The sequence below is a fragment of the Arthrobacter sp. Soil762 genome (genome assembly GCF_001428335.1).
Classification (GTDB): Bacteria; Actinomycetota; Actinomycetes; order Actinomycetales; family Micrococcaceae; genus Arthrobacter.
The window spans coordinates 255,836-273,345 of record NZ_LMSG01000020.1; the positions used below are offsets into that span (position 1 = coordinate 255,836).

Below are 17,510 nucleotides of genomic sequence, written 5' to 3' on the forward strand. Positions count from 1 at the left end.
CAAACCGAAGGACACAACATGATCCACGTCAAGACAAACGTTGACAGGCCGACGGCGGACGCCGTCCTCAGGCTGTCCAAGTTCTCCTCCGCGACCATCCACGAAGCCCAGGGCAGGAAGGGTGCGCTCAGCTCGAAGATCAAGCCGATTGACCGCAGCATGTCCTTCTGTGGACCCGCCACGACGGTCCGCTGCGCACCCCGCGACAACCTGATGCTGCAGGTTGCCATCCATTATGCGGAGCCGGGCGACGTTGTCCTGGTTGCCGCCGGCGAGTTCGAAGAGGCCGGGACGTTTGGCGACGTCCTGGGCAACGCCATGAAGGCCAAGGGCCTTGCAGCCATGGTGACGGACTCAGGGGTCCGGGACACCCAGGACCTGATCGAACTGGGCCTGCCGGTGTTCTCCGGCAGCGTCAGCATCAAGGGAACGGTCAAGGAAACCATCGGCCCCATCAATCACCCCATGGTTTTTGGCGACGAGATCATCTACCCCGGTGACATCCTGCGCGGCGATGCCGACGGCGTGGTTGTGGTGCGCAAGGACGAGATCGAGGAAGTCATCCGGCTGTCCCAGGAACGGGACGACGCCGAGCGCGAACTTATCGGCCTGTACAGGGCCGGCGGCACCACCATCGAGCTGTGCAACCTCACCGAGGTGCTCAAGGCCAAGGGCCTGCTGGTCGAAGACGCCAGCTGACGATGTGCGCAGGGTGTGCCGCGGCTTAGCGGCTCTTCGCGATTCATGGGGAAATGGATTCCTGATGAGTGTCATGCCGCCGTCCGGACGGCACTTCTCATGAGGATAACCGATTTGTAATTGCCGGGGTTGCGATAGCCGCGCGCGGTGCGTTTGATGTGCTTTATCCCGGTGTTGTTGGCCTCGACCTTCCCGGTGGTGGCGCCAGTGACAATGAGGACTTCTATCTCGTTCCACCACCGGCACACGGTCCGGTAGAGCTTGTTTGTCTCGGGCCGCGCGGCAGCCTCAACCAGGACTTTGAGGCCCTCTTTCGCGGCGGCTGCGTCGGCGAGGGAGTTCGTGCGGAGCAGTGCCCGCAGTTGTTCCTTGACCTTCCAGACCGCTTCGAGCTTGCCGGTCGGGTCGTCGGCGGCGAAGACCTCGGCCAGGCGGTGTGCCGCGTTCCCGGTGAGCGTGTCGCCGGCGCGCAAGAGCAGCATTCGGTGCGCCCAGGCCTTGTCCACGCCGCGACCGCGTCGGCCCTTGACCTGCTGGGACAGGTTCTGCCGGGCCTCGGTCATGGCCTGGTTGCCCAGGGAGACCAGATGGAAGTGATCGACCGCGACAGCGGTGCGAGGCAGCCACATCCTCAACGCTTTTCGGAAAGCAGCCGACGGGTCGATCGCGACGACCTGCACTCCCAGGCGCCAGTCCAGCGGGCGGGCGAAGAGCCAGTCTCCGACGCCCCTGTGGTCCCGGCCATCGACGACGCCCAGGACCCGCCCGGTGTCCAGGTCAACGATGGTTGTCATCCACGGCTCATGCCTGATCCACGAGCTGGACCCGAGGTCGCGGAAGAACCGCACGGACCGGAACCTGTGCTCATCAATGCCCAGCATCCGCGGACTTAGTTCATCGACATCAGGCAGCGTGAGCAGGCAGGCTTCATTCAACGCGGCACGAACCATCCACCACGAGACCCCGAACGCCGCGGCGGTCTCCGAGACGGCCCGGCCGGAGCGGATGACAGCGTCAACGACGTGGTCACGGAGCCGGCCGGTGGAACGCGCACGGCGCGGGACCTGGGTAGTGGATTCAAAGAACGAGAGCCTTGCGCAGGCTCGTTCCTCGCAGTACCAGCGGTACTTGGACCAGAGGACCTCTACGGCCCCGGCAACGGGAATGTCCCTGATCCGCTGGAGACGCCGCTCTTTCCGCCGGGAAGCCACAACACCACAGGTCGGACAGCCCGGTGGCTGGTCAGTTTCGACAATGACCCGGCGCCGGCCGTCGGCCAGCACACTGGCAGAGATAACGTGGTAGTCGGGCAGGTTGAAGATGCTGGTGGCAGCGTCGGAGGCCACCCCGGTAGGCTCAGTCAAGGCTCGTGGTCCTGTTCCTGGTTGAATGCTAGACACACTCATCCCAGCAGGGCCACGGGCCCTTCTGTCATCTACGACACGGAATCAATTCCCCACCAACCACGAAGAGCCGGCTTAGCGGCGGACCCTGCGCACCTGCATACATACTCAACGAGAAGAGTCCATGTCCGGCCGGACATGGACTCTTGTGCTGAAGCGTTCTTTGGCTGTGCTGAAGCGTGCTTTGGCGAACCGGCCGATTTCAGCCAACCAGCGAGTGGGACCTGGAAACGGAAAGCTGTGGTCCGGGCAGGGGATAGGCGGCCGGACCGGTGGCAGTCTCGTCCAGGAGCCAGAGCGTCGCCCCCGACGCGCCCCTGGGCATGATGCTGCCTTCAAACACAAACACGGCCTGACCGGGCTGTCCTTCGGGAAGCCAGAACCCGTTCGCGGGGCAGTGGGATCCGGTTCTCGCCGCCAAGCGGCTCCCGCTCGAAGGGACCCGGTGCGCACTGCTGATCTTTTTCACGATGTGCTCCCAATCAACTAATTCCACTGAAGAAATGATTGCCGGTTCATCCGGCATTTCATATTTCAAGATTAGTTTCACGGAAGCGCGTTTACTAAGACCAAATCCACGTGCCCTGATAAGGAAAAGCTTTGGATCCAAAGCTACCTTGTGTATTTAGCGCTCAGCATCTCCTGGAGCATTTCCTTCAACACCATCAGGACGGCCGATGCCGCCTCTGACAGTGGTTCGTGATCCGGTGTGCAGAGTGCTATTTTGCACTGCAGCCCGGGATCAACAATCCGCAGGACCCGGAAGTCTTCCTCGTGGAAAAGTGCGTCGGCTGCTGACTTCGGCAAGATGGTGGCGCCCATGTCCGCCCGCAGGAGCCGGGTCAGGGAAGGCACGGATTCCACCTCGCCCACCAAGCGAAGGCTGAGTCCCTTGTCCCGCATGCCGGACTCTACAATCTGACGCAGGGTGTGGTTCTGCTCGGGAAGGAACAGGCCGAATTCCGCTGCCTCCTCGAGGGTGATCTCGCCCGACTTGGCTGCCGCTTTGTTCTTGCCGTTCACCACCAGGTGAAGATCCTCCACGATCATGGTGGTGAACTGCACGCCGCGGATGGGCCCAGGCTCGTAGATCAGGGCCATGTCCAGCCTGCCGTTCTTAATGGCTTCGCTCAGTACACCGCCGTAGATCTCCGTCAGGTGGAGCACGATGTCCGGGTAGCGCCGCGCTACTTCACTGATAATGCGCGGCGTGAGGCTCGAAGCCATGCTGTACGGTGCGATCGCTATCGACACGCGGCCGGCAGGGGCGGCCCCCGAACTCGCCACATCCTGGCGGGCCTGCTCGACCAGCCGAAGGATGGTCTGAGCGTGCCGGTAGAGCGTGTGGCCGGCGGCTGTGGGCTGCACGCCCTGCTTACTGCGGATGAGCAACCGCTGCTTCAGTTCGGTTTCCAGCGCGGAGACCTGCTGGCTCAGGGCGGGCTGGGCCACGTGCAGGGCTGCGGCAGCCTTCGTGATGCTCCCTGAGTCAACAATCTTCACGAAGTAGGCGAGTTTTCGAGTGTCCATACCGGCGTTTCTTTCGTCTGCGGCGCCCTGAAGCCCCGACGGGTCATATCCGGATTTTATGGAGGGATACGCAATAGGTCTTTGTGTGATCCACATCTCGGACACTAGGTTGATCTTCAGAACACAATTTCTGTGACAAGCAGATTATACCTCTCCATCCATAAGCGGTGATGATGCCCCTATATGGCTTTTGCATAATCACTCCGTTTACAGAAAGCGTCGCTTTCTTTTACGTCCCCGAAATATACGCTCCATACCTTTTAGAAGCATCCTCCAGAATCCGACGGATTCCCTCCTGACTAAGGAAGAGACTCAAATGAGAGTTATCACTAAAGGCAAAATCGCATTAGCTGCCGCCGCGACAGCCGCAGCCCTGGTGCTGACCGGCTGCGGGGGCAGCGCAGGGTCCAGCACTGGCGGAGACTCCAGCGCCACGTCGGGCGAGCTGAACCTGATTGCCTATTCCGGTGTCTGGCAGGACCAGTACACGGCTGCCGTGATCGAACCGTTCAAGGCCAAATACCCGAACATCAAGATCAACTACTCCTCCAAGCGCTCCTCCGCCGAAATGCTGAGCGCACTCCAGGGCCAGAAGAACAATCCGGCCACTGACGTGGCCATCATGGACAACTCCGTATCCACCACGGGCAACACCCAGGGACTCTTCGACAAGATCGACGCCGCCGCGGTGCCCAACCTGGCGAACGTACCTGAACAGTTCAAGAACAAGGGCGGATTCGGTCCGGTAGTTATGCTGGATGCGGTTGGCCTGCTCTATGACACGGCAACTTTCCCCAAGGCGCCTGAGAGCTGGGATGTGCTCTGGGATCCGGCTTACGCAGGCAAGATCAACGTCAACGCTCCGCCGTCGCTGCTGGGTCTGTCCCTGACCGCGATCACGTCCAAGATGGAGGGCGAGGACTACACCCAGAGCATCGACAAGGCGGTTGCCCGCCTTAAGGAGATGGCCCCGGGCGTCCAGACGTTCGCCCCCAACCCGGACGAATACCAGAACGTGATCACCGGCCAGACGGTACTGGGACTGGGACAGAACGCCCGCGGCCAGTTCTACAGCGATCAGAGCAACAAGAAGATGGGTGTGACCTTCCCCAAGGAGGGCACCGTCTATCAGATCAACACCGTCAACATCGTCAAGGATGCGCCCAACAAGGCTGCCGCCCAGACGTTCGTTGACTATGCGCTCTCTGCCGAAGCGCAGACCGCCTTCGCCAAGGCTCTCTTCTACGCCCCGTCGGTGACCAACGCCGACCTGCCGGCGGACGTCAAGGACCGCGTGGTTCCCACCGACGGCTCCCTGAACATCGTCCCCCTCGATGTTGAGTTCCTGTCCTCCGCCCGGGACAAGTGGACTGACACCTGGAAGCGCCAAATCATCACCAAGTAGCCGTCCCCACGGTGCCCCTCCCCCACCTGCTTCAGGAGAACTGAAATCGTGACTGAATCAAAACTGTCGATCGTGGATCTGACCAAGAGATACGCAGCCGGTCTTGACCCGGCCGTCGACCGCCTGAACATGGAGGTGGAGGAGGGGCACCTGGTGGCGCTCCTCGGCCCGTCAGGCTGCGGCAAAACCACCACCTTGCGGATGGTGGCCGGCCTGATGGACCCCACCGCCGGTTCCATCGTGGTGGATGGCAAGGAAATCACCCACACCCCTGTGAACAAGCGCGGCATGGGCATGGTCTTCCAGTCCTACGCCCTCTTTCCGCACATGAACGTGGAACAGAACGTGGCCTTCGGGCTGCAGATGCGCCAGACCTCAAAGTCCGAGCAGAAACGCCGGGTGGCCGGGGCGCTGGACATGGTCCAGCTCGGCCACCTGTCCAAGCGGCAGGTCAAGGAACTGTCCGGCGGGCAGCAGCAGCGCATCGCCCTGGCGCGCGCCCTCGTCGTGGAGCCCACGCTCCTGCTCCTCGACGAGCCCCTGTCCAACCTTGACGCCAAGCTCCGCGAGACGATGCGGACCGAGATCCGCTCCATCCAGCAGCGGACCCGGGCCACCACGCTGTTCGTGACGCACGACCAGGACGAAGCGCTGGACATGGCCGACCGCATCGCGGTGATGAACGGCGGCCTGATCGAACAGTTCGGGTCGCCCACCGACGTCTACGAACGGCCGCGGACGCGGTTCGTGGCGAACTTCATCGGCCAGGCGAACTTCCTCAACGCCCGGGTCCTTTCCGAGACGGGTTCCGCAGCCAAGGGCGAAACCCACTACCGGGTCTCAATCGACGGGCTCGGCCAGTTCGGTGCGGTGGGCGCGCCCGGCCTGACCGGATCCACGCATGAACTCGTCATCCGCCCCCACCGGCTCAGGGTGTCCCTGCAGCCGGCCGGGACCGAAACCATTGCGGGCGTCATCGAACGGGTCAACTACACCGGCGATGCACTCTCCGTAGCTGTCAAGGCGGGCGACCGCGTCCTGCAGGCCCAGATGCCCACGTCCAGCGGCGACCTGCCCCGTGCCGGCGATGCAGCCTATCTTTCGTGGAACGAGCAGGATGCCTACCTGCTGCCCACCCCAGTGAAAGAGCCGGCAGCGTGACCGTCACCCAGACCGAGGCCCCCGCTGCCCGCCGGGCCGGCGCGGCTGAAGGCGAGCTGGAAAAGTCCACAGGACGCCGCAACCGGCGGACCTATCTCGCCCTCCTGATACCAGGCGTCCTCGGACTCGTGGTCAGCTTTGTTTTCCCGCTGGCCTACATGGTCCGGATGTCCTTCAACAAGGGTGCGCCGGACGGTGTCATAGAGGAAACCTTCACGCTGGACACGTATATCCAGCCGCTGACCGATCCGTACTACTGGCGGGTCACGCTGGACACCTTCCAGATGGGTGTCACCGTGGGACTGCTCTGCGTCCTGGTGTCCTACCCGGTGGCCCTCTTCCTCGCCCGGAGCACCAGCAAATACCGCGGGCTGCTCATCGCCGTCGCCATCGCACCCCTGCTGACCTCGGCGGTTGTGCGGACCTACGGGTGGATGGTCATCCTGGGCACCAACGGCCTGGTCAACTCCACGCTGAACGAAATGGGCCTGATCGATACGCCGCTCAAGCTGACCAACAATATGACCGGCGTAACCATCGGCCTGGTGGAGATCTTTATGCCCTATGCAATCCTCGCGATGATCTCGGGCTTTGGGCGCCTCAGCCCGCAGCTGGAAGAAGCCGCCGGATCGTTGGGCGCCAGCAAGCTGCAGGTTTTCACCCGGGTGACTCTGCCGTTGAGCCTGCCCGGCATCCTCACGGCGTTCCTGCTGGTTTTTGTGTTGTCGATCAGCACGTTCATCACCCCGCGCCTCCTCGGCGGCGGCAGTGTCCAGGTGCTCGCCACGGAAATCTACGATCAGACCACCGGACTGCTCAACTGGCCGTTCGCGGCAGCACTCTCCGTCATCCTGCTGGTCCTGTTCGGCCTGATCATCGCCGTGTACCAGCGCCTTACCAAAAAGATCGGAGGCTAGCCATGTCCGAGGCCCGCCTGTTCAAGCCGCGGTTCAACCCGGCCAAGCCCGCGTTCGGGATCCTGGTATTCCTGCTCTACCTGTTCCTCCTGGCGCCGCTGCTGATCGTCTTTGTTGTCTCGTTCGCCTCCAACCAGTACCTGTCCTTCCCGCCGGAGGGCCTGACGTTCAAGTGGTACGAGATGCTGCCGGAGGAAAGCACCTTCGTGAACGGCATGCGGGTCAGCCTCATAGTCGCCGTGATCGTCACGGCCATCGTCTTGGCGCTCGGAGTTCCGGTGGCACTGGCCCTGGACAGGTTTGAGTTCAAAGCCAAGGCAGCGGTGCAGTCATTCTTCCTCTCGCCGCTGCTGATCCCCAGCATCGTCCTGGCGCTCGGCATGGTCCTGCTGTTTGGTCCGCTGAACCTGAACAACACCTACACCGGCATCATCATCGGCCACGTGGCCATCACTATCCCGTTCGTGATCAGGACAACGCTGATGAGCCTGGCCACCACCGACACGTCCTGCGAGGCGGCGGCAAGGATTCTCGGGGCAGGGTCCTGGACCGTCTTCCGGCGGATCACCCTGCCGATCATCCAGCCCGGGGTCATCGCCGGCGGCGTCATAGCGTTCATCGTCTCCTTCGACGAAGCAGTCATCTCGCTGTTTGTGGCCGAATCAGGGCTGCCGACGCTGCCCGTGCAGGTCCTGCGGTACGTGGAGAACTCTGCCGACGCAGCCGTGGCGGCACTGTCCGTCATCCTCATCCTGATCTCCCTCGCCGTCGTCGTAGTCGTTGAGCGTGTCATGGGCCTGCGCAAAGCCCTGCGCTAGACGCCCGGGATAGGCCCGGGTCATAACCGTGGCCTATCCCGTGACATGGATTACGTCTTTGTGTGGGGCAGTGCACGGTGCCAGACTTTTTGAAGAGATTCCGGCCTCCACGGGGCACAACAGCTCAGAACACCACGAAGGAAGGCACACACTATGGGTCGCACGGTTGATCTTGTGGCAGATCTCGGTGAAGGCTTTGGTGCCTACTCCCTGGGTGATGACAGCGCACTTCTGGAAATCGTCTCCAGCGCGAACATCGCCTGCGGATTCCACGCCGGCGATCCGGACATCATGGACCGCACCGTTGCAGAATGCGTCCGGCGCGGCGTCAGCATCGGTGCACACCCCAGTTTCCCGGACCTGCGGGGCTTCGGACGGCGCGCCATGGACCTCACCGCGGCTGAAGTCCGCAACGACGTGCTCTACCAGCTCGGAGCCCTTTCCGCCTTCGCCGCCTACCACGGCACCAGCGTCGCCCACATCGCCCCCCACGGCCGGCTGGGCAACCTGGTCGCCACCCGCCAGGATTACGCCACCGCGGTCGCCGATGCCGCCAGCCGCTTCCGCACGGACCTGATCGTCCTGGCCCAGGACGGCGAGCTTGCCCAGGCCGCCGCCGGCCGCGGGTTGCCCGTGGCCATCGTGGGCATCGCGGACCGGGCGTACGAGGACGACGGAACACTCGTGCCGCGCAGCCAGCCCGGCGCCGTCATCCATGACCCGGCAACCATCGTGGACCGCACCATCCGCATGGTGTGCGAAGGGATCATCGAATCGGCGTCGGGAGTAAGGCTCCCCGTCGTCGCGGACACGGTCCTGCTGCACGGGGACAACCCGGGCGCCGTGGACCTGGCCCGCCTCATCCGCAAGGAGCTCACCGCGGCCGGCGTGACCATCGCCCCGCTGCCCCAGGTGCTCGCGGCCAAAGCGGAAGCCGCCTGAGATGACCGCTGCAATCCCTATCGAGGTACACGAATCAGGCGACGCCGCCCTCCGCGTCGTCGCCACCTCCCCTGACCGGGAGCGGAACTGGGCCGCGGTCCACGCCCTGGCGGCCTGGCTTGAGACGGCCGACGTCGACGGTGTACACGGCGCGGTTCCCACCTACGATTCGGTGCTGGTGGAGTTCGACCCCTACGTCACATCAGCCCGACAGATCAGGGCCTTTGTCCTCCTGGGCATGCGCCAGCTGGATTACGTCGGCACCCCGGCCCGCACGCCCCGGCAGTTCGATGTCCCCGTGGTCTACGGCGGCACGTACGGACCCGACCTCCAGAAGGTTGCGGACCACGAGGGACTATCCGTTGCCGAGATCATCGCCCTCCACACGGCCAAGTCCTACGTCATCCGTTGCCTGGGGGCCCCGGCCGGATCGCCCATGATGGACGGCCCGGACTTCCCCCTGCCCGTACCCCGGCTCAAGGACCCCCGGCTTTCCGTGCCCGCAGGCGCTGTCTCCGTCGCCGGCCGGCAGGCAGTGATCGCACCGGCCTCCGCTCCCGGCGGGTGGTGCGTGATCGGCCAAACGCCGCTGACCGTTCTGAACCCGGACAAGCAGCCCCTGGCGCCGTACATGCCCGGAGACTTGCTCCGGTTCCACGAGCTGCCGGCCGACGAATTCGATCGCTTTGCAGGCCTTGAACTGGAGGCATCCGCATGAGCGGGACCCTGACCATCCAGCAGGCCGGCCACTCCGTCGTCACAGACCTCGGCCGTTTCAAGGGGCCGCGGTATGGGCTCCCCGTAAACGGAGCGCTGGACCAGTTCTCTGCACGGGCAGCCAATATCCTGGCCGGCAACCTGGACAACGATCCCCTCCTCGAAGTCACAGCACTGGACTTCCGGATGCGGGCAGACTCAGACCTGCTTATCGCCGTCACGGGTGCACCCCTGCCCCTGACCGTCGGCGGACGCGAATGTCCCCAGTGGGAGCCGGTATCGGTCCTTGCCGGCGAAACCGTGGCCCTGCGCGGCATGAACACCGGGCTGCGCGCCTACATCGCCGTCCACGGCGCCCTGGACGCCCCGATGCTGCTGGGCAGCTGCGCGCCGGACACCATCGTCGGGTTCGGCCTGAAACTTGCGGAAGGCACAGTCCTCGGTGCCCGCAAAATCGTGCCGCCGATCAGGCAGCCGTACTTTGATCTTCCACTGTTCCGGCTGGGACTGACCCGCCCCGGAACCAGCGCCAGCCCGGTCATCGACGTCACCGACGGACCGGATATCGCCGAATTCGGCGACACCGCCGATCTCCTGTTCAACACCAGCTACACCGTGAGCGGACGGAGCAACCACATCGGCCTCCGCCTCGGCGGGGCGCTTCCGGAACGGCAGTCAACAGCGGAAGTCCTTTCCAGGGGCGTTCCGGTCGGGGCAATCGAGGTCCCGTCCCGGGAAGAGCTCCTGGTGCTTCACCGGGGCCGAGGCGTGACAGCCGGCTACCCCGTGCTCGGCGTCGTCACCAGCCGATCACTGGATGTCCTGGCCCAGGCCAGGCCCGGGCACACTATCCGGTTCCGCAAGACCACAGTGGCCGAGGCCACTGCGCGGCACCGTGCTGCAATGCGTGAACTCGAGGCGCTGCGCACGTCAGTAAATACAGTCTTTGGCTTACTGGGTGTGGGAGCCCCGGCAAGCTGGCGGGAACTCCTACCGGCGTCCGGAACCTGAGACCCCGTTATGTCCCGCCCCAGTCATCAGAAACAAGTAAGGATCAAGATGTCAACGTCAACGCGAGCGGCCGGTCCGCACAACGACCGCCTGGATGCCAGGCAAACCCGGAAGGTGGTTACCGCCGGTTGTGTGGGCATCTTCGTGGAACTCTACGACAACGGCATCTTCGCCTTTATGGCCGGAACCCTTGCCTTGGTCTTCCTGGCCCCCGGCAACCCGGACAACGCCCTCCTCTTTGTATTCGCCGGGTACGCCGTGTCCTTCTTCGTGCGCCCCCTGGGTGCCGTGGTCTGCGGATTCCTGGGGGACCGCATCGGCCGGCAGAAACTGCTGGTCTTCGTCATCCTGCTCATCAGTGTGGCGACGGCCGGCATTGGCCTGCTGCCCGCCTACTCGGCAATCGGCGTCGCCGCCCCGATACTGCTCGTGCTGCTCCGCATGCTGCAGGGCTTCTCCGTTGGCGGCGAAGCCGCCGGCGCCATGACATTCCTCGCCGAGCATGCCCCGGAAGGCAAACGCGGCATCATCACCTCCTATGCACAGATCGCCTCCTTCGCGGCGCTGCTCACCGGCACTCTCGTGGCGTTCTCCATGTCCCCGTGGCTCACCGCAGCAGCGATCGACGGCGGCGGGTTTGGTTCGTTCGCCTGGCGCATTCCGTTCCTCGTCGCCATCCCGATGGGCGTCATCGGCTGGTACATCCGCAAGGCCATCGCGGACACCCCCAACTTCGTGAAGCTGAAAGAAGAGGGTGGACTGTCCAGGAACCCCCTGAAGGAAGCCTTCAAGTCCGCTGAACACCGCCGTGCCATGCTGCTGGCCCTCTTCATCCCGCTCATGAACGGCTCCGGCTACTACGTCCTCTTCTCCTACATGCCCACGTTCCTCAAGGGGAAGCAGCTCAACTTCACCATCGGCGAAGCACTCCTCGTTACTGCCTGCAGCCTGGTTGTCATCTGCATCGCCATCCCGTTCATGGGTGCCCTCTCCGACCGCGTCGGCCGCAAAAAAGTCATCGCAGGCTCCGCAATCGCGATGGCCGTCGTCGGAATCCCGGCGTACGCCCTCATCGCCACCGGCGAGATGGCACTGGCCATCCTGGGTGCCTGCATCATGGCAGTGGTCTTCGCCGGCCACACCGCCGTCATCCACATCCTGATCGTCGAACTGTTCCCCACCCGGGTGCGGTACTCGGCCTACGGCCTCGGGTACAACGTCTCCTCGGCTCTCTTCGGCGGCACGGCGCCGTTGCTCATGACCTGGCTGATCTCCTCCACCGGCAACATCTACATGCCGGCGTTCTACGCCGTGATCACCGCCCTGGGCACCCTTGCCGCCGTCAGCACGGTCAAAGACCGGGCGCACCTGCCCCTCCGGGACGCCTGAATCACTCACCGAGCCGGGGGGCTTTGGCCCCCGCGCCCAAGCCCGTCCTTCTTTGCCAACCCCACTCATTGGAGACTTCCATGTCATTTTCAGACTATTCAACTGCCCTCGTGACCGGCGCCTCCACCGGCATGGGCGCCGCCATCGCTGAACGCCTGGCCAAACGTGGACTCCAAGTACATGCCTTCGCCCGCAACGAAGAACGCCTGCAGGAACTGGCGGACCGCACCGGAGCCATCCCGCACGCCGTCGACCTCACGGACACTGCCGCACTGACCGCAGCCGTGGAGGGCCTGGAGGTGGACGTGCTCGTCAACTGCGCCGGCGTCTCCCGCCCCGGAAACATCCTGGACTCCAGCGAAGACGACATCGACGAGTTGGTGGACGTCAACCTGCGCTCCCTTCTTCAGCTGACCCGCCTGGTGCTTCCGGGCATGGTGGAGCGGGACAAGGGCCACATCGTCAACATCAGCTCCATCGCCGGCGTCTACAACTTCTATGGCCACACCGTCTATCACGCCACCAAGGCGGCAGTGCACCAGGTCTCCCGGCAGCTGCGCAACGATACCGTGGGCAAGCGGATCAGGGTCACGGAGATCTGCCCCGGTCGGGTGGAAACCGAGATCTTCGGCCGGAACATGGGCGGCACCCCCGAAGCCATGGAGGAAGCATGGAAGACGTACTACGAGGGTTATGAGTCCCTCACGACTGACGACATCGTCAACGCGCTGGATTACGCGGTCGAAACGCCCCAGCACGTGAACGTCGGCATGCTGGAACTGATGCCCACCTTCCAGGTCCCCGGCGGACTCACCTTCGACCGCCGCTGACCAGCAACCGTCCCCGCACCGACAACAGCAGAGAACGATAGGTCCCCTGATGCGCAACATCCGTACGGTCAGTTTCCCCGACCAGCAGCTCCTCGCCGATCTGGAGCCGCTCCCGGGCGGGCTTCGGGGAGTCGTCTGGGACCTCCGGTCCGATCCCCAGGGAGGGACCCTGGATGAGATCGACGCCGTGATCCTGCCTTACATCGACGCCGGGGCGGTGCTGCCCGCGCTGGCCAACGTTCCGGCGCTCAAGTTCGTCCAGACCCAGTCCACGGGCTTTGACGGTGTCCGGGAAGCCGCTGGTCCGGCGGCCGGTGTGTCCAGTGCCGCCGGAGTCCACGCTGCGGCCACAGCGGAACTGGCGGTGGGACTCATCCTTGCCAAGCTCAGGGGGATTGACCAGGCGGTAAGGGATCAACTGCAGGCGGCCTGGCGGCCGGAGCGCCGCCAGTCCCTCGCCGACCGCCGGGTGCTTTTGGCCGGCGTCGGCGGCATCGGGCAGGAGATAGCAAAGCGCCTGGAACCCTTCGAGGTGACAGTGACGCGGGTGGGGAGCGCCGCGCGCGACGACGACCACGGGCACGTGCACGCGTCCTCCGAACTGGCAGAACTCGCCGCCAGCCACGACATCCTTATTTCAGTCCTGCCCCTGAGTGACCAGACGCACCACTTGATCGGGGAGAAGGTCCTCGCAGCATTGCCGGACGGCGCACTCGTGGTCAACGTGGGCAGGGGAGCCGTGGTGGATACGGCCGCGCTGACCAGGGAAGTCACGTCCGGCCGGCTGCAGTGCGCCATCGATGTGGTGGATCCGGAACCGCTCCCGGCTGACCACCCGCTGTGGGGTTCGCCGAACGCACTGATCACGCCCCATATTGGGGGCAACGCGTCCGCCTTCGAACCACGGATCGTTAGGCTCCTGTCGCAGCAGCTGGAAGCGCTGGCGGCTGGCCGCCTTCCGGCCAACCTCGTGCAGAACGGCCCCTTCTAGGGAGCAGCGCGAACGGCCGTCCCAACGTGGACGGCCAGGAACAACCAGCGCGCCCAGAACAGCGCCGAACAGCACAAACCGCGGCGAAGGAGCTGCTCAACTATGAATACACTTTTTGATTTGACGGGGCGGGTTGCCCTGGTGACGGGTTCGAGCCGGGGGATTGGCAACGCGTTGGCGCGGGCGTTGGCCGGGGCCGGGGCGACGGTGGTGCTGAACGGGATTAGTGCGGAGCGGTTGAAGGCTGCCGAGGTGGCGATGGCCGCGGACTTCGCGCCGGGGCGGGTCCATAGTGTCGCGTTTGATGTCACCAGTGATGCCGAGGCGGCCCGGGGTGTTTCGTGGGTGGAGGAGCATGTGGGGCCGTTGCAGATCCTGGTGAACAATGCCGGGATCCAGCACCGGGTGCCGATGCTGGAGCTCGATGTCGCGGACTGGGAGCGGGTGATCAGGACGGATCTGACAAGCGCGTTCCTGGTGGGGCGGGAGGCGGCCCGGCACATGATCCCGCGCGGCAGGGGCAAGATCATCAATATCTGTTCGGTGCAGACGGACCTGGCCCGGCCCACGATCGCCCCGTATGTGGCGGCGAAGGGCGGGNGCGGCACATGATCCCGCGCGGCAGGGGCAAGATCATCAATATCTGTTCGGTGCAGACGGACCTGGCCCGGCCCACGATCGCCCCGTATGTGGCGGCGAAGGGCGGGTTGCGGAACCTGACCCGGGCCATGACGGCGGAGTGGGCGGGCTCCGGTCTGCAGATCAACGGGATCGCCCCGGGCTACATCCACACCGAGATGACGCAGAACCTGGTGGATGATGAGCAGTTCAACGCCTGGATCCTGGGCCGGACCCCGGCGCACCGGTGGGGCACGGTCCAGGACTTGGCCGGCCCGGCGGTGTGGCTGGCCTCGGACGGGTCGGACTTTGTGAACGGGCAGACGATCTTCATCGACGGCGGAATGACGGTGGTGGTCTGATGGGCACTTCAGCAGTGGCTCAGGGGACCCAAGCAACAGCCCTGCCGGTGTCGGGTGCGGCGGTGGTGGCGCATGCGGCCGGGGATCTGCGGATCGAGGAGGTCCCGCTGGGTGCACCTGCCCCGGGCGAGGCCATGGTCGAGGTTGCCTACGGCGGGATCTGCGGGTCGGACCTGCATTACTGGCTGCACGGGGCGGCGGGCGAATCCATCCTGAAGGCCCCGCTGGTGCTGGGGCATGAGATTTCCGGGACCGTGGTGGCGGCCGCGGCGGACGGGACCGGCCCGGCCGCGGGCACCCCGGTCGCGGTCCACCCGGCCACCCCGGGCCCCGGTGCGGGGGATGTGCGGTGGCCGGCGGACCGGCCCAACCTCTCCCCGGGCTGCACCTATCTGGGCAGTGCGGCCCGGTTCCCGCACACCGACGGCGCGTTCGCCCGGTACGTGAACCTGCCCGCCCGGATGCTCCGGCCCCTTCCGGCGGGCCTTGATCTGCGGACCGCGGCGCTGACCGAACCGGCCGCCGTGGCCTGGCACGCCGTCGCCCGGGCCGGGGATGTGGCCGGCAAGAGTGTGCTGGTGATCGGCTGCGGCCCGATCGGCGCCCTGGCCGTCGCGGTCCTCAAACGTGCCGGCGCGGCCCGGATCACCGCCGTCGACGTCCATGCCAAACCGCTGGAGATCGCCACCGCCGTCGGCGCGGATCACACCCTGCAGGCCGGGGACACGGCCGCGATCGCCGCGTGGTCATGGTCGGGCTGCTGCCCACCGGGCCCCAGCCGGTCCTGATCTCCCTGGCCATCACCCGGGAACTGGACCTGCGCGGATCCTTCCGCTTCAACAACGAGATCGACGACGTCATCACCGCCCTCGCCGACGGCACCCTGAACATCGGCCCCGTCATCACCCACGAATACCCCCTCAGCCAAGGACTCAACGCCTTCGAAACCGCCAAAAACTCCGCCGCATCAGGAAAAGTACTCCTCAACTTCCAACCGGCAGGCGCAGTGCTTCAGCCCTGAGAACTGTTGTTCAGGACGCAGGCAGGACGAATGTCGCCGTGGTGCCTGCGCCCGGAGCGCTGGTCAGACTCATGGAACCGCCGTGGCCCTCGACGATGGTCTTGCTGATGGGGAGCCCCAGGCCCGCCCCGGGGATGGCCGTTTCGCGGGACCGCGCGGAGCGGAAAAATTTGGTGAACGCCTGTTCCTGGTCCTCCTGGCTCATGCCGATCCCCGGGTCCGAGATGGAGCAGACGAGGTCCGTGCCGGTGCGGTGCGCCCGGGCGGTGATGCGGCCGCCGTCGGGAGAGTATTTGATCGCGTTGGAGAGCAGGTTGCTGACCACCTGGCGGATCCGCGGGATGTCCATCCGGGCGGTGAGCGATGGCTCCACCTCCAGGACCAGTTCAAGTCCCCTGTTGGCGGCCTGGGGGAGCGTGAAATCGACGACGTCGGCGAGGAGCCGGGCGAGGTCGGCCTCCTGCAGCGAAAGGTCCACATGTTCAGAGGCCACCGCAATCAGATCGTTCACCAGGCCCAACAGATGCGTCGCGTTCCGGTGTACCACCTGCAGTTCGGCTTCGATCCCTTCATGCCCGGGTTCCTCCAGAACGAGTTCGAGGTAGCCGAGAATGGACGTCAGGGGCGTTCGCAGCTCGTGGGAGACGGTGCCAACGAAGTCGTCCTTCGCGGCGAGCGCTGTGATCAGGGCTGTCACGTCCACCAACGTTATGACACCGCCGCTGCGCGCTCCGTCCCTGGAGCAAATTTCGTGCGCGCTGACGGAAAAGGCGCGCTGGTCCTTTTCATCGCCTGCCCAGATCAGCTCGTCCGTGAACATATCGCCCCGGGCAACGCGGGCAGCGGGGAGCCCGCCCGAAGGCACCGGCGTCGCCCGGTCGCTGAGCAGCAGGGTGGTAGTGCTTTCCGCTTCGGTCAGGCGGGCCAACGTCGGATCATCGCGCATGGCCCGGTTGATCAGTACATTGTTTCCGTCCTTGTCCACCACCCAGACGCCCACTCCGACGGCGGCCAGCACGGCGTCCAGGAGCCGTTGGCGGTCCATGCTGCCGGCGAGCGTTTCAGCAAGTGCCTGGTCCTTCAGCACCAGCGCGGTCCGCTGCCGGTGGATGGTTCCGGACACGAGGTGCGCTGTGACGGCGACCGCGGACAGCACGAGGGGTAGGAAAATCACGCGGATCATCGACCCCTGCGCAGGAGGTGCACCGCCCAGCACTGCGGGCGGGACCACTGTGGCGAGTACTGTTGCCAGCACGGCCAGGACCACCCTGCTGCGCTGGCGGCCTACGGACAGCCAGATGACCGGGAACACCAGCATCAGGCTCAGCACGTTGAAGGCAGGGCCTCCGGTTTCCCTCGTGAAGCCGATGGCAAGGCAGTCAAGGACCGGAATAATGACGAAGGCCGCCGGCGGCAGCCTCTCCCACGGCACGGCCAGGCAGGCGGCGAAAATGGCGGCATGGGCCAGCAGCGCCATCCGGAACTGAAGCTCAGCCAGTGTGGACGGGCTGAAAACGGCGGCGGCCAGCACAACAAGCAGTACCGTCACAGTGAGGGGCAGTTGGCTCATGACCACCCGGCCGCGGACGCCGAGGCCACCCGCGAACGCGTCGATCCTCCCCGTGAGAAGACCGTCGTTTCGCGGTTCCTGGCCCGGCGTCGAGCCATTTCCTTGCGTTTGATTCATCAGTCTGTC

The 17,510-nt window shown here is 64.9% G+C and carries 16 protein-coding genes and 2 pseudogenes; 14 read left to right on the plus strand and 4 right to left on the minus strand.

The window, feature by feature from the left end; translation table 11 throughout:
• Nucleotides 1-18: 18 nt before the first annotated feature.
• Nucleotides 19-699: a 4-carboxy-4-hydroxy-2-oxoadipate aldolase/oxaloacetate decarboxylase gene (locus tag ASG77_RS17385; protein ID WP_056347816.1), complete on the plus strand. Its 681-nt coding sequence runs from the start codon at nucleotides 19-21 to the stop codon at nucleotides 697-699.
• 71 nt (nucleotides 700-770) lie between these two features.
• Here ASG77_RS17385 and ASG77_RS17390 read toward each other — a convergent pair whose 3' ends face one another.
• The 3 genes from ASG77_RS17390 to nac all read right to left on the minus strand — a co-directional run bounded on the left by ASG77_RS17390 (nucleotide 771) and on the right by nac (nucleotide 3,632).
• Nucleotides 771-2,063, minus strand: a complete 1,293-nt coding sequence (locus tag ASG77_RS17390) for an ISL3 family transposase (protein ID WP_056347817.1) — start codon at nucleotides 2,061-2,063, stop codon at nucleotides 771-773.
• Between the two features lie 241 nt (nucleotides 2,064-2,304).
• A complete protein-coding gene (locus ASG77_RS17395) occupies nucleotides 2,305-2,598 on the minus strand; it encodes a hypothetical protein (protein WP_235564634.1) in 294 nt (97 codons plus the stop codon).
• Nucleotides 2,599-2,714: 116 nt separating this feature from the next.
• Nucleotides 2,715-3,632 (minus strand): nitrogen assimilation transcriptional regulator NAC, encoded by a 918-nt coding sequence (nac, locus tag ASG77_RS17400; protein WP_056347819.1) that lies wholly within the window; start codon nucleotides 3,630-3,632, stop codon nucleotides 2,715-2,717.
• A gap of 316 nt (nucleotides 3,633-3,948) precedes the next feature.
• On the opposite strand from nac, the gene ASG77_RS17405 reads away from it, so the two are divergent.
• The 13 genes and pseudogenes from ASG77_RS17405 to ASG77_RS17465 all read left to right on the plus strand — a co-directional run bounded on the left by ASG77_RS17405 (nucleotide 3,949) and on the right by ASG77_RS17465 (nucleotide 15,814).
• On the plus strand, nucleotides 3,949-5,037 hold the full coding sequence (locus tag ASG77_RS17405) for an ABC transporter substrate-binding protein (protein ID WP_056347821.1): 1,089 nt from the start codon (nucleotides 3,949-3,951) through the stop codon (nucleotides 5,035-5,037).
• A 48-nt stretch (nucleotides 5,038-5,085) separates the two neighbouring features.
• Nucleotides 5,086-6,198, plus strand: coding sequence for an ABC transporter ATP-binding protein (locus tag ASG77_RS17410; RefSeq protein ID WP_056347823.1), 1,113 nt, complete (start codon nucleotides 5,086-5,088; stop codon nucleotides 6,196-6,198).
• Complete coding sequence (locus tag ASG77_RS17415) at nucleotides 6,195-7,115, plus strand: ABC transporter permease (protein ID WP_082576128.1); 921 nt, start codon at nucleotides 6,195-6,197, stop codon at nucleotides 7,113-7,115. The genes ASG77_RS17410 and ASG77_RS17415 overlap by 4 nt, the downstream gene beginning before the upstream one ends.
• Before the next feature lie 2 nt (nucleotides 7,116-7,117).
• Nucleotides 7,118-7,933, plus strand: coding sequence for an ABC transporter permease (locus tag ASG77_RS17420; RefSeq protein ID WP_056347825.1), 816 nt, complete (start codon nucleotides 7,118-7,120; stop codon nucleotides 7,931-7,933).
• A 153-nt stretch (nucleotides 7,934-8,086) separates the two neighbouring features.
• On the plus strand, nucleotides 8,087-8,875 hold the full coding sequence (locus ASG77_RS17425; RefSeq protein ID WP_056347827.1) for a LamB/YcsF family protein: 789 nt from the start codon (nucleotides 8,087-8,089) through the stop codon (nucleotides 8,873-8,875).
• Between the two features lies 1 nt (nucleotide 8,876).
• Nucleotides 8,877-9,593: a 5-oxoprolinase subunit B family protein gene (locus ASG77_RS17430; RefSeq protein ID WP_056347829.1), complete on the plus strand. Its 717-nt coding sequence runs from the start codon at nucleotides 8,877-8,879 to the stop codon at nucleotides 9,591-9,593.
• A complete protein-coding gene (locus ASG77_RS17435; protein WP_056347832.1) occupies nucleotides 9,590-10,603 on the plus strand; it encodes a biotin-dependent carboxyltransferase family protein in 1,014 nt (337 codons plus the stop codon). Before ASG77_RS17430 ends, ASG77_RS17435 begins: the two co-directional genes overlap by 4 nt.
• Nucleotides 10,604-10,651: 48 nt before the next feature.
• Entirely contained in the window at nucleotides 10,652-11,992 is a 1,341-nt protein-coding gene (locus tag ASG77_RS17440; RefSeq protein ID WP_056347833.1) for an MFS transporter, read from the plus strand.
• 80 nt (nucleotides 11,993-12,072) lie between these two features.
• The gene (locus ASG77_RS17445) at nucleotides 12,073-12,822 is read left to right on the plus strand and encodes an SDR family oxidoreductase (protein WP_056347836.1); all 750 of its coding nucleotides are present in this window, start codon (nucleotides 12,073-12,075) and stop codon (nucleotides 12,820-12,822) included.
• A gap of 49 nt (nucleotides 12,823-12,871) precedes the next feature.
• On the plus strand, nucleotides 12,872-13,813 hold the full coding sequence (locus ASG77_RS17450; protein ID WP_056347838.1) for a 2-hydroxyacid dehydrogenase: 942 nt from the start codon (nucleotides 12,872-12,874) through the stop codon (nucleotides 13,811-13,813).
• 102 nt (nucleotides 13,814-13,915) lie between these two features.
• Nucleotides 13,916-14,413, plus strand: a 498-nt coding sequence (locus ASG77_RS22055; RefSeq protein ID WP_156380374.1) for an SDR family NAD(P)-dependent oxidoreductase, incomplete at its 3' end; no start/stop codon positions are given.
• Nucleotide 14,414: 1 nt separating this feature from the next.
• Nucleotides 14,415-14,793 (plus strand): annotated as a pseudogene (locus tag ASG77_RS22285) (SDR family oxidoreductase); the annotation flags it as partial.
• Nucleotides 14,793-15,814: pseudogene (locus ASG77_RS17465) on the plus strand (L-idonate 5-dehydrogenase). The pseudogenes ASG77_RS22285 and ASG77_RS17465, both read left to right, overlap by 1 nt.
• Before the next feature lie 10 nt (nucleotides 15,815-15,824).
• On the opposite strand, the gene ASG77_RS17470 reads toward ASG77_RS17465, so the two are convergent.
• Nucleotides 15,825-17,501, minus strand: a complete 1,677-nt coding sequence (locus ASG77_RS17470; protein WP_056347842.1) for a sensor histidine kinase — start codon at nucleotides 17,499-17,501, stop codon at nucleotides 15,825-15,827.
• Nucleotides 17,502-17,510: the final 9 nt, after the last annotated feature.

Excerpts from the sequence above, each read along its gene's own strand:
- ASG77_RS17385 (WP_056347816.1), top strand. The coding sequence starts at position 19 with ATGATCCACGTCAAGACAAACGTTGACAGGCCGACGGCGGACGCCGTC.
- nac (WP_056347819.1), bottom strand. The coding sequence starts at position 3,632 with ATGGACACTCGAAAACTCGCCTACTTCGTGAAGATTGTTGACTCAGGG.
- ASG77_RS17405 (WP_056347821.1), top strand. The coding sequence starts at position 3,949 with ATGAGAGTTATCACTAAAGGCAAAATCGCATTAGCTGCCGCCGCGACA.
- ASG77_RS17420 (WP_056347825.1), top strand. The coding sequence starts at position 7,118 with ATGTCCGAGGCCCGCCTGTTCAAGCCGCGGTTCAACCCGGCCAAGCCC.
- ASG77_RS17425 (WP_056347827.1), top strand. The coding sequence starts at position 8,087 with ATGGGTCGCACGGTTGATCTTGTGGCAGATCTCGGTGAAGGCTTTGGT.
- ASG77_RS17430 (WP_056347829.1), top strand. The coding sequence starts at position 8,877 with ATGACCGCTGCAATCCCTATCGAGGTACACGAATCAGGCGACGCCGCC.
- ASG77_RS17435 (WP_056347832.1), top strand. The coding sequence starts at position 9,590 with ATGAGCGGGACCCTGACCATCCAGCAGGCCGGCCACTCCGTCGTCACA.
- ASG77_RS17440 (WP_056347833.1), top strand. The coding sequence starts at position 10,652 with ATGTCAACGTCAACGCGAGCGGCCGGTCCGCACAACGACCGCCTGGAT.
- ASG77_RS17445 (WP_056347836.1), top strand. The coding sequence starts at position 12,073 with ATGTCATTTTCAGACTATTCAACTGCCCTCGTGACCGGCGCCTCCACC.
- ASG77_RS17450 (WP_056347838.1), top strand. The coding sequence starts at position 12,872 with ATGCGCAACATCCGTACGGTCAGTTTCCCCGACCAGCAGCTCCTCGCC.
- ASG77_RS17470 (WP_056347842.1), bottom strand. The coding sequence starts at position 17,501 with ATGAATCAAACGCAAGGAAATGGCTCGACGCCGGGCCAGGAACCGCGA.